Origin of the sequence: Nonomuraea sp. NPDC049028 (assembly GCF_043197735.1) — a bacterium.
Taxonomy (GTDB): Bacteria; Actinomycetota; Actinomycetes; order Streptosporangiales; family Streptosporangiaceae; genus Nonomuraea.
In genome coordinates, this window is record NZ_JBICTR010000003.1 from 184,132 (window position 1) to 198,601 (window position 14,470).

Below are 14,470 nucleotides of genomic sequence, written 5' to 3' on the forward strand. Positions count from 1 at the left end.
ATTGTTGAGTTTTGCGAGTTTCTGGGCACGCCGCGGATCAGGATGACCTGGTCGCCAGATTCGTGTCAACCCTAATTGGATCATGCAGCTGAGGAGCGGCGGAGGCCGGGGCTCACGGCCGGACGGCTGCCGCCCCACCGGTCAGCAGCCGCCTGGCCTCCGCCCGGTGACCGGCGAGTTCGAGGAGGGTGTCCCCGACCGCCCGGACGATGGCGGGTCGTGCGCCGGCGCCGCTCCGGAGCGCGCGGGTCGTCGCCTTGAGCAGGCCGGGCAGGGCGAGCGTCTCACGCGGGTCGCGGATCCGGGAGTAGACGTCGAGGACGCGTCGGACGCCGTCCGGCCGGTCGGTCAGCGCGCGGAGCAGCTCGAACTGTACGTGCGCCAGGCCGTCACCGCGGCCGAGCAGGTTCGTCCAGTGGTAGGTGTCCACGCACTGCGCGTCGCGGGTGCGTTCCCACGCGCGGGTGGCCCGGTCGAGCGCGGCGGGGTCGTCCAGCACGGGCGCGACGCCCTCGCCCAGCAGCCGCCCGAACCGTACGGCATCGCGGATGCCCTGGGCTGTGACGGGATCCTTGAAGTGTCCCGCGTCGCCCGCCAGAACCCAGCCGGGGCCCGCCGAGCGGCGGAAGTACGACGGGTGTTCGGCGGAGCTGACGATCCTCGTGCTCCGGCGGCAACCCGCCAGGCGCGCGGCCAGCCCCGGGATGAGACCCACGGTCCGATCGAACTCCGCCTCCAGACCCCCCCGGAAGTCCGCGACGCGCTCGACCGGCGGCATCAGCAGCACCAGTGACAACCCTCCGTCGCAGGGGAAGGCGTTGCCCAGCTCGCGGCCGGTCAGCCACATCGCGGCGGTGGAGCGCCAGTCCGGGTGCGGGTCCTCGTAGTAGGCGTAGTAACAGGCCCGGCCGTTGGCGTGGGCGATACGCGGACGCTCGGCTTCGACCAGGCGCGCGACGGTCGAGCGGCGCCCATCCGCGCCGACGACGAGATCGGCGCGGATCTCGTACTCCCGACCGCCCTCATCGGATCCACGAGCGCTCCGGTGGGACCCGCGCCCGCTCTGGTCGCGAACGCGCACGCCCACCGCGCGGCCGTCCCGCCAGATGATGTCGGTGACGCGATGCCCGTGCCTGATCTCCGCGCCGGCCTCGCGGGCGGTTTCGGCGAGGGCCGTGTCGAGGGGCGCGCGCCGTACGCACAGGCCGTAGTCGATCCCGTCGATCGGCGTGTAGGAACCGTCGGCCGCGTGGCCGGGGCCGCCGATGAAGGCGCGCGAGAGTCGCGGCGCGCCGATCTTCTCGACCCGGTCCAGCGCGCCGATGCGGGCCAGCTCCGCGACGCCCCCGGCGAAGAGCAGGTGAGTGGAGACCGTCGTGGCGGGGAACCGGACCGGGTCCACCACGATCACCCGGCGCCCCGCCCGGGCGAGGGCGGTGGCCACGGCCGAGCCCGCGCAGCGTGCCCCGGCGATGACGACGTCGGCCTGCTCGGCCATCGGGCCTCCTCGCGGACAGTCCGCTAACCGACTAGGGTGTCGGTTAATTGGACGGTAAGCGGCCCGAAGTCCGGAGTCAACGGCCGGTCGGACGGTAGTGTGCACGGCATGGCGAGCAAGGAGCTGAGGAAGCGCATGCCGGGCTCGGCCCGCCGGGCCCGCATCGTCGAGGCGGCTCTGGAGGTCTTCGCCGGCCGGGGCTACCACGCCACGGCGATGGAGGAGATCGCCATCGCGGCGGGGGTGACACGGTCGGTCCTGTACGACCATTTCCCGTCCAAGCGGGTGCTGCTGATCACGGTGCTGCAGGAGCAGAACGCCCTGCTCGTCGAGCATGTCGGCGCCCGGATCACCGGCTCGGGCTCGCCCAACCGGCGGCTGCGGGCCACGCTGAACGCCTACTTCAGTTTCGCCGAGGCCAACTCCGCCGCGCGCCGCCTGCTGTTCGACCACACCGACGAGGACGATCCCGAGATCAAGGCCGTGCGCTGGGGCATCAGGGAGACCCGCACGCGTTCGGTGGCCGTGATGCTCGGGCGTGACCTGCGCCGTCTCGGCCTCGACCCCGAGACCGAGGCCGCCCAGGCGGTGGTGGAGTTGCTGATCTCGGGCACCGACGGCCTGGCCCAGTGGTGGGCGCGGCACCCCTCGGTGTCACGGGACGAACTCGTGGACGCCGCCATGCTCGTGGTGTGGAACGGGCTGTCGCAACTCCCCGGCACCGACACTCGCTGAGCCTTCACGTGCCCCGGAAATGACGCTCACGTTCACGTATTGACAGATGTGAGCCACGCGTTCATCGTTCGCCTAACTCAACCAACAGGTGTGTCGGTTAGGCGGGAGGTTCCGTCGTGGGCCAGCAAGAGAACCGGAACAAGATCGGGCGCCGGAGCTTCGTCACGGGCGCGATGGCCGCGGCGACCGGCCCCCTGTGGGGCACCTCGGCGGCCAAGGCGGCGGCGCCGTCCCTGGTGCGCGCCGCGGGCAAGAGCGTGGCCATCTTCGGCGCCGGCATGGGCGGGCTGAGCGCCGCGCACGAACTGGCCGAACGCGGATTCCAGGTCACCGTGTACGAGCGCAAGGCCCTGGGCGGCAAGTCCAGGAGCATCCCCGTCCCCGGAACCGGCGCCGGAGGCAGGCAGGACCTGCCCGGCGAGCACGGCTTCCGGTTCTTCCCCGGCTTCTACCAGAACCTGCCCGACACCATGAGCCGCATCCCGTACGGCACCGGCAGCGGGACCGTACGCGACAACCTGGTCCCGGCGAGCCTGGAGGTGATCGCGTACAAGGGGAAGGAGTTACGCGTCCCGGTGCCGGGCAACGTCGGCGGAGTCCTCACTCCCGACGCGATCAGGGACTACTTACGCAGCGCTCTCACGGCCGTGACGACGGTCCCGCTGACGCAGGTCGATTTCTTCGCCTCGAAGCTCGTCACCTTCGTCACCAGCGGTCCGCGCCGGCGGCTCGGCCAGTGGGAGAACATGGGCTTCGCCGACTTCATCAAGGCGAGCATCATGTCGCAGGAGTATCGGGATCTGCTGGTCAGGCTGTTCACCGCGTCGCTGGTCGCGGCCCAGCCGAACAAGGCCAACACCCGCACCATGGGCCTGATGTTCGAGGCGCTGGTCTACAGCGGGCTCGGCCTCGGCCCGTATGGCCCGCCCGACCGGGTGCTCGGCGGTCCATCCAACGATGTCTGGCTCACCCCCTGGATCGGCTACCTCACCAGCCTCGGCGTGCAGTTCAAGGTCGGCTGGAGTGCCACCGGGTTCGACTACTCCGGCGGCCGGATCACCGGCGCGCGGGTGAGTGATCCCAGCGGGGCCGCCGGCACCGTCACCGCCGACCACTACGTGGCCGCCCTCCCCGTCGAGCGCCTGCGCCCCCTGCTGACCTCCGCCATGAAGGCGGCCGACCCCGCCCTGGCCCGGCTGGATCATCTGGAGACGGACTGGATGAACGGGGTCATGATCTACCTCAAGGAGCCCCGCCCGATCGCCAACGGCCACCTCATCTACGCGGGCACGCCGTGGGCGCTCACCTCGATCAGCCAGGCACAGTTCTGGCGCGGCGACTTCGCGACCAGCTACGGGGACGGCACGGTCACCGACTGCCTGTCCCTCGACCTCTCGGACTGGAGCACTCCCGGTGTCCTGTTCGGCAAGACCGCCCGGCAGTGCACCCGGCCGGAGATCGTCCAGGAGGTCCTGGCCCAGGTCCGTTCGGCCCTGCCCGGTGGTGCGGCGCTGCTGCCCGACTCGATCGTACGGTCCTGGTTCGTGGATCCGGCGATCACCGGCGAGGCCACCTCGGCGGTGGCCAACGACGAGCCGCTGCTCATCAACACGCCCGCGTCCTGGACCAACCGCCCCACGGCCACGACGCAGATCCCCAACCTGTTCCTGGCCGCCGACTTCGTCCGCAACAGCATCAACCTCGCCACCATGGAGGGCGGCAACGAGGCCGGGCGCATGGCGGCCAACGGGATCCTCGACGCCGTCGGTTCCTCCGCGTCCCGGGCCCGGCTCTTCAGCCTCTATCTGCCACGCGAGTTCAAACTGCTCTACGACACCGACGACGCACGCTACCTGCTCGGCCTGCCGAACCAGTTCGACCTGCTCAGCCCGTACTGGCCGGGACGATAGCGGTCATTTCCCCACTACTGCTCAGAGCCATCGAGCCCGATGAGCCGGGCCAGGACGGCGACCTGGTCGGCGAAGTGCGCGATGAACTCCGGCGAGGTCGGATCGGTGCCGCAGACGCCTTCGATGACATGCGGCAGCGTGGTGGTCGCCATGGCGGCGGCCATCAGCATGACCAGCAGACTGGCCGGGTCCACCTCGGCCGGCAGCCGGCCGGCAGCCTGCAGCGCGCGCAGCTCGTCGACGCTCTCGGCGAGCATCCGGGTGCGCGGCGCGTGGTCGGGGTCGTCGTCCGGACCTGTGTACTGCAGGCCGTTCCAGGCGAGCAGGCGGGTGCCCTCCGGGTTGTGCAACGCCTCCATCGCGTATCGGCGCAGTTGCTCGGGCAGCGGCGTGCCCGGTGGTGCCAGCTCGCGGCGCCGCTGCTGCCACTGCTGCGACGCGGCCTCGTACAGGCCCTCTTTGCCGTCGAAATAGTACGAGATCAGCTGCACGTTGACGCCCGCTCTGGCGGCGATCGCGCTGATCCGGGCGCCCGCGTAGCCGTGCGCGCCGAACTCCGCCGATGCCGCGTCCAGGATCCGCTTGCGGGTGCGTTCGGGATCGCGCTGCCGCTCCTGCGGCTTGGGCGACCTACGGGGACTCGACGACGGAGACACACGCAGGACTATACATACGCCTGGCAATATCAAGCACTCCTATGACTTAATCAAATGAACGCTTGACAGAGTCCTTCGGACGTTTGACGATGGCGAGGACAGCCCTTGGACAGCGAAGGACAATGACATGCCAGATTCACCACGGATCCTCATCGCGGGCGCCGGCGTCGGCGGGCTGGCGCTCGCGCAGGCGTTGCGTCACGGCGGCCTGGACGTCGCCGTGTACGAGCGGGACTCCACACCGAAGATCCGCAGTCAGGGCTACCGCATCCACATCGACCCGGACGGCAACTCCGCGCTGCGGACCTGCCTGCCGGCGCGGACACTCGACCTGGTCCGCCGCACCAGCGGGGTCAACGACGACGTGGTGGCCGGCTACACCCACCAGTTGCGGCAGGTGACGACGCGGACCTTCCCGGGAATCACCGACGACCTGATCACCAACGTGGACCGCGAGACCTTCCGGGAGGGCCTGCTCACCGGCCTGGCCGACACCGTCCGCTTCGGGCGCACGCTGACCGGCTATCGGATCACCGATTCCGGCCGGGTACGGGTGGAGTTCGCCGAGGGCGGCGACGACGAGGGCGATCTGCTGGTCGGCGCGGAGGGCGTCGGTTCGCCGGTACGCCGCCAATTGCTCCCGAACGCCACCGTGAAAGACCTCGGCCTCCGATGCGTCTACGGGCGGATGACGATCAACGAGACCACCGAGGCTCTCATCCCGGAAGCCATCAGACGCGGTTTCTCCTGGGTTTACGACGAGAGCGGGTGCGGCGCCGGGTTCGCGCCGGTGCGGTTCCGCTCCCGGCCGGAGGGCGCGTCGGACTACCTGATGACCACCCTGCTCGCCACTTCCGAGCGGCTCGGCTCGCCGGACGAGGAGCTGTTCGAGCTCTCGCCGGAGGCCCTGTGGAAGCTCACTCTCGAGGTGACCGCCGGCTGGCATCCGGCGCTCCGGGAGCTGTTCGCGTACGCAGACTCGGACAGGTTCTTCTCGATCACGATCCGGGCCGGTGAGCGGGTCGACCCGTGGACGTCCGGCCCGGTCACGCTCCTCGGCGACGCCATCCACACCATGCCGCCGACGGGCGGCGTCGGCGCGAACACCGCGCTGCAAGACGCCGCGACACTGGCCGGCGAACTGCTCGCCGCCGCACGCGGCGACAAGTCACTCATCGACGCGGTCGCCGCGTACGAACGCGTCATGATCCCGCGCGGTTTCGACACCGTCGACGCCTCGCTCCGGATGGCCGCCCAGATGTTCGGCACGTCCGGCTGACGCGCGCCGAAATTGTCCTTGCCCTCCGCCATGATGGCCCCGCTCGTGTCCACGTACGTGATCTCGAAGGGGCTGTCATGACCGCCAAGGAAAGCGCAGATTGGTCAGATTTCGGGTGGAATTCCTGGGAGGACCTCGCTCTGGTCCGCGCCAAACTTGACGCGGGCGCCGACCCGAACGAAGGGGTCTACATCTTCGAGCGGCCGCTGCACGCCGCGGCGGAGCGCGGTTCTCCGGAGGTGGTCGCCGAGCTGGCAGGCCGGGTCGATGACGTCGACGCGGAGTGCGAGGGCCGCACCGCGCTCTGGGGTGCGGTCTTCAGCGACCGGCCCGAGAACGCCCTCGCCCTGGTCGCCGCCGGAGCGGACCCGTGGCGGCCCATGATGGCCGGCTGGTCGCCCGGCCGGCTCAGCCTGGCGGGCCCCACGCCTGGCCTGTTCTTCCCGTTCCCGCCGGGTCATGCCAGGCTGACCGAGGCCGAGACCGCCGCTGTGACGGAGGCCGACCGCCTGATCGGCGCGCTGGACGGCATCGTGAACGACGGTTTCAGCCTTGCGTGTGTACGCGGCATCAGCGCCGCCGAGGCGGCACAGCGCTTAGCCGCCACACCCGTCGGCGAGGAAGAGCTGGAAGAGGCCATGGAAGACCCGTTCGAGGAGGAGGCCATGCAGTTCATCGGCTTCACCGACGTACCCGGCGGCTGCCTCGTCAGCCAGCAATGGGGCTACATGGCCTCGACTCCCGTCGTCATGCAGGTGCTGTCGGCGGGCACGGTCGCCTACGGCATGTACGCCAACCCCAAGAGCGGCAACCAGGGCTGCGTCTACCGCGACGGCGAGGTCATGGAGTGGGACACCCACCCGGGCGGTGGCAGCGTGTCCGGCGATGACTCGGCCCAGGAGATCCTGCTCAAATACCTGTACGTGGGCCACGCCGAGGCCTACTGCTTCGCCGGCGCGGACCTGCGCCCGACCAGTGCCCGCGCGATCAGCGGTCCGGACATGCACCTGCGGCTGCCCGAACGGGACTACTGGCACTGACCAAGGCGGTCAGGCGGTGTCGCCGCCGTCGGCGAGCAGCGTGCTGCCCGTCATGAAGGTCGACAGGTCCGACGCGCAGAACAGGACGACGCGCGCGATGTCATCAGGCACGCCGACCCGCCCGATCGGACCGTTCAACATGAGGTCGGTCGGCGGGATCTCGGTCGGCGGGATCGGGAGGTCGGTCGGCGGGACGGCGTCGGTCATCACAGCGGCGGCGGCCATCATGTTGCCTTCGGTGGGGACGAAGCTCGGTGCGACCCCGAGCACGCGGATGCCGAGCGGAGCGAGTTCGAGGGCCAGCTCGCGCGTGACACCGCGCACGGCGTGCTTCGATCCGACGTAGGCGGCCAGGCCGGGCGCGCTGCCGCGGAAACCGGCGGTCGAGACGATGTTCACGATGACACCGCCCGTGCCCGCGGCCGCCATCCGCCGCGCCGCCTCACGCGCGCCGACGAAGACGCCGCGCGCGTTCACCGCGAACACCGTGTCCCACGTCTCCTCGGTCATCTCCAGCAGGGGGACGGCCGGGAAGATTCCGGCGTTGTTCACCCAGATGTCCAGGCCGCCGAGATCGGCGACCGCGCGGTCGGCCGTAGCGGCGACGGACGCCGCGTCGGTGACGTCCATGGCGGCGCCGATCACGCGTACACCGTGGCGTTGCGCCAGCTGCTCGGCAGCGGTCAAGGCGAGCTCTTCGTCAATGTCGCCGATCAGCAGGTCGGCGCCCGCCTCGGCCAGGCGTGACGCGATCGCCTTGCCCAGTCCGCGACCGCCTCCGGTCACGACCGCGCGGCGGCCCGTCAGGGAAACGAGCTCGGCCAGGGACCTGCTCGACACATCAGCGGTGGACATAGTGCTCTCCTTCGGGGGAAAACGTGCGCGTGTAAGACCTGAGCGGTCCAGAGGCTGACGGGTCCGTCGGCCTCATCTGTAAGACCGGAACGGTCCAGAGGCCGACGGGTCCGTCGGCCTCATCTCCGTCCGCCCTCGTTGATGCGGTAATGCGCGTTCAGGAGCGGCCAGATCGCCTCGGCCATCTCGGCAGGGGTGCGGGTACATCCGCCTTCGAGCCAGTCGACGGCCACACCGAGGAGCGCCCCGGCGGTGAACGCGGCCGTCACGTCATGCGGAACCAGCTCCGGCCACTGCCCGGCGTCGGCCGCGACCAGGTGATCACGGATGACCGTGGCCATGCGGTGGCGAATGTGGCCGACGACGCGCGCACTGCCCTCCAGCCCCAGCAACGCGCGATACAACCCCGCGTGTTCGGCGAGGCTGGCGAAGAACGCCGCCAGCGACCGGATCGCCTCTTGCACCAGGTCCGGCGAATCGAGCTCGGGAGCGGGCAAGGACTCGATCAAGCCGTCGATCATCGCGGTGCAGGCGTCCTCGGCCAGCTCGTGGACGTCGCGGTAATGGTCGTAGAAGGCCGAGCGGCTCACGCCGGCGCCTTCGGCGACGTCGGAGACGCTGATCCGGGACAGGTCCTGCTCCTCGACCAGCTGAATCAGCGCACGTGCCAGCGCTGTCCGGGTACGGCGCACGCGCCGGTCACCTGATGAGGCCTTGCTCTCTCTGGCGGTGTCCACAGTCGCCATCCTATCGAACGCCTACAGGTGCAAGTTTCCTTGCAGCTGTAGGCTAATGTGTGACCGGGACGACGAAGGGATCTCGACTTATGTGCATAAGTGCAGCTCAGGCCCTCGCCCCGGGCAGCGCCTCGTGACCTCGCCCGGACACGTACTGATCGTCGGCGCGTCGGCCGCCGGGCTCAGCACCGCGGAGGCACTGCGACGGCTCGGCCACGAGGGCCGGCTGACCCTGGTGGACGCCGAGCCCCACCTCCCCTACGATCGGCCGCCGCTGTCGAAGCAGGTCCTGGCCGGTGTCTGGGAGCCGGCCCGCGCTCAGCTCCGTACCGCGGTCCAGCTCGACGCCCTGGCCGCCGAGTTCGTCCGGGGCGAGCCCGCCGTTGCGCTGGATGCGGCGGAGCGGACGGTCACCACTGCCGCCGGCCGCGTGCTGCGGGCCGATGCCGTGGTCGTGGCCACTGGTCTGACGCCGTACCGGCTGCCTGGCCAGGACGGGCTGACGGGCGTACACGTGCTGCGCGGCCTCGACGACGCGCTCGCCCTGCGCGCTCGCCTGACCCCCGGCACCCGGCTCGTGGTCGTCGGTGAGGGCGTACTGGGCGCCGAGCTCGCCGCCACCGCCCGCGCCATGGGCCTGGAGGTCACCCTGGTCGGCATGGGGCAGACGCTGCTGCGCGAGCAGCTCGGCGACATGGTCGGCGGCCTGCTCAGCCGCGCCCACTCCGAGCGCGGGGTCCGGCTGCGGCTCGGCGTCGCGGTCTCCGAACTGACCGGCACCCGCGACCAGCCCGGCGTCGCGGTCGACGAGCTGACCGGCGCCGGCGGCCGGGTCACCGGCGTGCGGCTGGCCACCGGCGAGCTGCTGCCCGCCGACGCGGTCGTGGTCGCCATCGGGTCCCGCCCGTCGACCGGCTGGCTGACCGGCAGTGGCCTCACCCTGGGCGACGGGGTGGAATGCGACGCGCGCTGCCGCGCCGCCGAGGGCGTGTACGCCGTCGGCGACGTGGCCTCCTTCGAGCACGCCGGGCTCGGCAGGCGCCTCCGGCTGGAGAACCGGACCAACGCCACCGAGCAGGCCCAGGTGGTGGCGGCCAACCTCCTCGGCGCCGACCGCCCGTACACGCCGATCCCGTACTTCTGGACCGACCAGTACGACATCAAGATCCAGGCCCACGGCCTGCCCTCGCCGGCGGCCGAGGTCACCATCGCCGAGGGCGACCCGGAGCAGCACCGTTTCGCCGCCGTCTACCGCGAGGGCGGCCAGGTCACCGGCGTACTCGGCTGGAACATGCCCAAGCAGGCCCGCCTCCTACGGCAGCGACTCTTGGGCACCTGGCAGCCCACCCCACCACTCACGCCCGCGTGAGAACCCGCACGACCAGAAGACCACCACTATCCCTCCACGAGGAGATGTCCGTTGAGCGTCAACGAGCAGGTTCTGAGCTATCCGATCCCCAACGACGCGGCGCTGGAGCCGCCCGCGGAGTGGGCCGAGCTACGCGGCAAGTGCCCGGTGGCGCACGTGAAGCTGCCCAGCGGCGACCAGGCGACGCTGCTGACCCGCTATGAGGACGTCAAGGAAGTGCTGGCCGACCCGCGCTTCACCCGGCTGCTGAACGCCCCCGACGCGGCCCGGCTGTCGGCCACGGACGACGGCGGGCTGTTCAACAGCGACATGGCGGCGATCATCCCCGACAGCGGGGAGGAGCACCTGCACTGGCGGCGCCTGGTCGGCAAGTGGTTCACCGCCAAGCGCATGAACGCCCTGCGGCCCCAGATGGCGCAGATCGCCGAGGGCTTGATCGACGACATGGTCGAGCGCGGCGCCCCCGGCGACCTCAGGGCGGGCCTGGGCTTCCCGCTGCCGGTGTACGTCATCTGCGACATGCTCGGCGTGCCCGCCGAGGACCGGGACCGGTTCTCGTACTGGTCCGACACGCTGCTCAACCTCACCCGCTACAGCAAGGAGGAGATCGAGGCCGCCCAGGCCGAGTTCTTCCAGTACATGTCCGACCATCTCGCCGCCAAGCGCACCGAGCCGGGCGACGACCTGCTGAGCGAGCTGATCGCGGCCGGCGGCCCCGAAGACGGCGGCCTGGCCGAGATCCAGATCCTCGTCACCGGCATGGCGCTGCTGGTCGCCGGTCACGAGACCACCGCCAACATGATCGGCAAGATGGTCTCCATGCTCCTGGCCGACCGCACCCGGTGGGAGCGCCTGCTGGCCGAGCCCTCGCTGATCCGCTCCACGGTGGAGGAGACGCTGCGCCTCGACGCCAACTCCGGCTTCGGGCTGCCGCGCTACCTCAAGGAGGAGACCGAGGTCAGCGGCACCGTACTGCCCAAGGGCACCACCGTGATCTGCAGCATGGCCGCCGCCAACCGGGACGAGAGCGCCTTCGAGGCCGCCGACCAGATGGACCTGACCCGCAGCCCCAACCCCCACCTGGCCTTCGGCTCCGGCGCGCACTCCTGCCTCGGTCAGGCGCTGGCCCGCACCGAGCTGCAGGTCGTCCTGGAGGTGCTGCTGCGCAAGCTGCCCACGCTGGAGCTGGCGGTGCCGGTGGAGGAGCTGGAGCGCGTGGAAGGGCTGGCGGTGGGCGGTCTGCGTACGGTGCCGGTCCGTTGGTGATCTTGATCGACAAGGAGGAGTACCCAAGATGAAAGTCATCGTGGACGAGGTCAAGTGCTGCGGCGCCGGGCAGTGCGTACTGATCGCGCCGGAGGTGTTCGACCAGCGCGACGAGGACGGCATCGTCATCCTGCTCGAACCCGAACCCGCGGCCGACCAGCACAGCGCGGTCCGAGAGGCCGCCGCCGTCTGCCCCGGCGCCGCCATCGAGGTAACCGAGCAGGCGTAAGCACGAAACGCTCCATACTCCCCGTCACTGTGCATTACGCGATGGAATGCCGGGGCAACCCCCACATGAACGTCCCCGGAATGAGATCCGGGGGCGTTCCACGAAATGGCGCAATTCGCGAAGTCCTGTCGTCCATTCGACGCCTCGGCGAGTCGCGGCTATGAACTCCAGCGGCAGACGCTTCATTCCTGCCGACTCCAATGGCTGACCATCAGCAAAATACGGCGCAAGCCTTTTGCTTGTTGGATCGCGCCATTACGATCTTGTAGGCGCATCGCACGGGGTCTATACGGGGATGGAATCGCTCTGCGGTGGCACGGCCAAACCCGGTCCGTCGCGGAGGGATTCGACATGTCCAACCCATACGAGCAGCAGCAGCATGCGCCGAACATGGCGCACCATCAGGCGTACGGTACGCCGCCTCCAGGCTACGGAATGATGCCTCCAGGGCCCGCCTACCACCATCAGCAGATGCGCAATGGGCTAGGCGTCGCCGCGCTGGTCATCGGCATCATCGGGGCACTGGTCGGCTTGATCCCGGTGCTGTTCTTCATCGCCGGCACTCTCGGCCTGCTGGCTGTGATCTTCGGCTTCGTCGGCCGTGCCCGCGCGGGCCGTGGCGCCGCCTCCAACGGCGGGACGGCACTCTCGGGAGCCATACTCGGCCTGATCTCCATGGCACTCGCCACCTGGGGGCTGGTCATCACGGTGAACGCCGTGGGCGATGCGGCGACGAAGATCGACCAGATCGTCGCCTCCGCCACCGCGTCCGCAGAGCCGGGCGATCCCAGCCCGTCGAAGAGCCAGGCGCCCAAACCCCTCGCGCTTGGCGCCGTCGCCAAAGAGCCGCCATTCTCGTTGAAGGTCCTGTCCGTCAGCCGCGAGCAGACCGTGAGCAGCTCGATCGACAGCCATAAGGCCCAGGGTTCCTACGTGGTCGTGCGGGTCCTGGTGAAAAACACCGGCAACAGCCCTGCCGCGTTCGATGGCACCGACTCGGGCATCCTGGATAGCGACGGCAAGCAGTACAACGTCGACTCCGACGCCACTATCAGCCAGAACCTGGAGGGCGGCCAGGGCCTTTACGACGAGATCAATCCCGCCCAGAAGGTCACGAGGGTGCTGGTGTTCGATCTGCCGAAGAAAGCCAAGCCCGTCGTAATCGCCATGTTCGGCGCCGAAGGCTCGGATGGGACGTTCATGTATCTGGTCAAGGACAGTGAGCTGGCGTCCCCGGCCTGACGATCGGCACCGAATCGACCGTCGTCACATCAGCACCGAGCTCGGCCATCTCGATTATCACGTAGTCAATCGAGCCCGTCGGCTTTGAAGGATGCTCATTCTTTTCACTTCACGTTGCCTGCTCGCCGTGGAGATCGCGTCAGCGGATGGGGCAGCCCCCGGAGCGGTTGTCTCGGGGGCCGCGATGACAGATGACGTCCGGGGCTATGGCGCCGGGATTTCGCGCACGAGCTGGGAACTCCAGGGGCACCAGACAAGGCCCGGCAGGAACGCCCCGCCGGCCTCGTCCAGGTGATCCTCGACGTACGGGATGGTCGCGTCGCAGACCTCGATGGCGAAGTCGAAGAAGTCGACCGTTTCGGGCCTCAGGTGGTAACTCCAGCGCCAGTTGTAGGGAGCGGGTCTCTTGTCGATGCGTCCGATGACGTGTGGTTCGCTCGCGGTGGCGCCGCTGAGCAGGTCGCGGGCGTGCTGGATCTTGCCGGGGTCGGTGAGTTTGACGACGAACTCCGCGCGGGTGACGTCGGTCATCACGAAGTAGGCCGAGTCGGCCGCCTGGGCGGGTGCAGGGGCGACGACTCCGATTGTCGCGATGGTGGTGCCAACCGTGAGGATCTTGGTCAGGATGCGGCGCATGGAGACCCTTTCACTACGCGTGATTACTTTGAGTTGCTGTCGCATACGCTAAGTAATCACGCGAGGATGAGAACAACCCCTAACGTCACGGTGATAACGCAGTCACCGCCTGCACCCAGGCTTCCCTGAGGCGCCCCCTTTCAGCGGTCGGCGGTGCAGCGGGGTGACGTTCGGGTCGGCAAACTCCAGCCGCGCGCAACTCCTGGTTCTCTGCGTGGACGGCCCGGACCAGCGCGGGGACGTCCTCCCTTTCGAACGCCCACTTCTGGGTCTGCACCATCGACCAGGACGAGCTCGCCGCGAGCTTCGCCGCCCGCCACGACTTCGACCGCGGCTACGGCCCCGCGACGAACCGGATGCTCCGGCTGGTGCGTGAGGGCGGCGACTGGCGGACGCTTTCGGCGGAGCTGTTCGACGGCATGGGCTCGTGGGGCAACGGTGCCGCGATGCGCGTGGCACCGCTCGGCGCCTGGCTCGCCGACGACCTGACCCACGTCGTACGACAGGCCGCCCTGTCGGCCCAGGTGACCCACACCCATCCCGAAGCGGTGGCCGGCGCCATAGCCGTCGCCGTGGCCACCGCCGTCACCGTAAAAGAGCCCGACTTGTCCGCCGGGCATTTCCTCGATCGGGTCAGCGAACACGTGCCCGCGAGCATGGTCCGCGACGGCATCGCCGAGGCCCGGCAGCTCCTCACCATCAGCGACCCCACGCTGGCCGCCCGGATGCTCGGCAACGGCCGGCAGGTCAGCGCGCACGACACGGTCCCGTTCACCCTCTGGGTGGCGGCTCGCGAACGCCACGACTTCGCAACGGCCATGTGGACCACGGCGGCGGCCGGCGGGGACGTCGACACCACGTGCGCCATCGTCGGCGGGATCATCGCGGCCGCCGAGAGCACTCAACTGCCGCCACAGTGGAGAAGCAGCTGCGAACCGCTGCCGGACTGGTCAGGCGCCCCACGTGAGTCCGCGCGTTAGGCTGATTCCCGGACGACTCGGACGGAGGCGCGAACGCA

14 protein-coding genes are annotated in these 14,470 nt (G+C 69.6%); 9 read left to right on the plus strand and 5 right to left on the minus strand.

What is annotated here, in order from left to right; all coding sequences use genetic code 11:
- Positions 1-112 precede the first annotated feature (112 nt).
- Positions 113-1,498, minus strand: coding sequence for an NAD(P)/FAD-dependent oxidoreductase (locus ACGFJ2_RS11775; RefSeq protein ID WP_393467268.1), 1,386 nt, complete (start codon positions 1,496-1,498; stop codon positions 113-115).
- A 108-nt stretch (positions 1,499-1,606) separates the two neighbouring features.
- Between ACGFJ2_RS11775 and ACGFJ2_RS11780 the strand changes: the two genes are divergently transcribed.
- Together ACGFJ2_RS11780 and ACGFJ2_RS11785 are read left to right on the plus strand one after the other, a co-directional pair.
- The gene (locus ACGFJ2_RS11780; RefSeq protein WP_393467271.1) at positions 1,607-2,233 is read left to right on the plus strand and encodes a TetR/AcrR family transcriptional regulator; all 627 of its coding nucleotides are present in this window, start codon (positions 1,607-1,609) and stop codon (positions 2,231-2,233) included.
- 116 nt (positions 2,234-2,349) lie between these two features.
- Positions 2,350-4,143 carry an FAD-dependent oxidoreductase gene (locus ACGFJ2_RS11785; RefSeq protein WP_393467274.1) on the plus strand — a complete coding sequence of 598 codons (1,794 nt, stop codon included), beginning with the start codon at positions 2,350-2,352 and terminating at the stop codon, positions 4,141-4,143.
- A 14-nt stretch (positions 4,144-4,157) separates the two neighbouring features.
- On the opposite strand, the gene ACGFJ2_RS11790 is transcribed toward ACGFJ2_RS11785, so the two are convergent.
- Positions 4,158-4,799 (minus strand): TetR/AcrR family transcriptional regulator, encoded by a 642-nt coding sequence (locus ACGFJ2_RS11790; RefSeq protein WP_393467277.1) that lies wholly within the window; start codon positions 4,797-4,799, stop codon positions 4,158-4,160.
- 127 nt (positions 4,800-4,926) lie between these two features.
- Between ACGFJ2_RS11790 and ACGFJ2_RS11795 the strand changes: the two genes are divergently transcribed.
- Both ACGFJ2_RS11795 and ACGFJ2_RS11800 read left to right on the plus strand, forming a co-directional pair.
- Positions 4,927-6,078 carry an FAD-dependent oxidoreductase gene (locus tag ACGFJ2_RS11795; RefSeq protein ID WP_393467280.1) on the plus strand — a complete coding sequence of 384 codons (1,152 nt, stop codon included), beginning with the start codon at positions 4,927-4,929 and terminating at the stop codon, positions 6,076-6,078.
- Between the two features lie 77 nt (positions 6,079-6,155).
- Positions 6,156-7,118 (plus strand): ankyrin repeat domain-containing protein, encoded by a 963-nt coding sequence (locus ACGFJ2_RS11800; RefSeq protein ID WP_357953723.1) that lies wholly within the window; start codon positions 6,156-6,158, stop codon positions 7,116-7,118.
- 9 nt (positions 7,119-7,127) lie between these two features.
- Here ACGFJ2_RS11800 and ACGFJ2_RS11805 read toward each other — a convergent pair whose 3' ends face one another.
- Both ACGFJ2_RS11805 and ACGFJ2_RS11810 read right to left on the minus strand, forming a co-directional pair.
- Positions 7,128-7,973: an SDR family oxidoreductase gene (locus ACGFJ2_RS11805; RefSeq protein WP_357953725.1), complete on the minus strand. Its 846-nt coding sequence runs from the start codon at positions 7,971-7,973 to the stop codon at positions 7,128-7,130.
- 119 nt (positions 7,974-8,092) lie between these two features.
- Positions 8,093-8,719, minus strand: coding sequence for a TetR/AcrR family transcriptional regulator (locus tag ACGFJ2_RS11810; RefSeq protein ID WP_357953727.1), 627 nt, complete (start codon positions 8,717-8,719; stop codon positions 8,093-8,095).
- 124 nt (positions 8,720-8,843) lie between these two features.
- Between ACGFJ2_RS11810 and ACGFJ2_RS11815 the strand changes: the two genes are divergently transcribed.
- From ACGFJ2_RS11815 to ACGFJ2_RS11830, 4 genes are all read left to right on the plus strand, one after another.
- Positions 8,844-10,079, plus strand: coding sequence for an NAD(P)/FAD-dependent oxidoreductase (locus ACGFJ2_RS11815; RefSeq protein ID WP_393467284.1), 1,236 nt, complete (start codon positions 8,844-8,846; stop codon positions 10,077-10,079).
- 51 nt (positions 10,080-10,130) lie between these two features.
- Positions 10,131-11,345 carry a cytochrome P450 gene (locus ACGFJ2_RS11820; RefSeq protein ID WP_393467287.1) on the plus strand — a complete coding sequence of 405 codons (1,215 nt, stop codon included), beginning with the start codon at positions 10,131-10,133 and terminating at the stop codon, positions 11,343-11,345.
- A gap of 28 nt (positions 11,346-11,373) precedes the next feature.
- On the plus strand, positions 11,374-11,574 hold the full coding sequence (locus ACGFJ2_RS11825) for a ferredoxin (protein ID WP_357953733.1): 201 nt from the start codon (positions 11,374-11,376) through the stop codon (positions 11,572-11,574).
- 390 nt (positions 11,575-11,964) lie between these two features.
- The gene (locus tag ACGFJ2_RS11830; protein WP_358183362.1) at positions 11,965-12,816 is read left to right on the plus strand and encodes a DUF4352 domain-containing protein; all 852 of its coding nucleotides are present in this window, start codon (positions 11,965-11,967) and stop codon (positions 12,814-12,816) included.
- A gap of 204 nt (positions 12,817-13,020) precedes the next feature.
- On the opposite strand, the gene ACGFJ2_RS11835 is transcribed toward ACGFJ2_RS11830, so the two are convergent.
- Complete coding sequence (locus ACGFJ2_RS11835) at positions 13,021-13,452, minus strand: calmodulin-binding protein (RefSeq protein ID WP_358183365.1); 432 nt, start codon at positions 13,450-13,452, stop codon at positions 13,021-13,023.
- A 278-nt stretch (positions 13,453-13,730) separates the two neighbouring features.
- Here ACGFJ2_RS11835 and ACGFJ2_RS11840 point away from each other — a divergent pair, with 278 nt between their 5' ends.
- A complete protein-coding gene (locus tag ACGFJ2_RS11840; RefSeq protein ID WP_393468506.1) occupies positions 13,731-14,432 on the plus strand; it encodes an ADP-ribosylglycohydrolase family protein in 702 nt (233 codons plus the stop codon).
- Positions 14,433-14,470 lie beyond the last annotated feature (38 nt).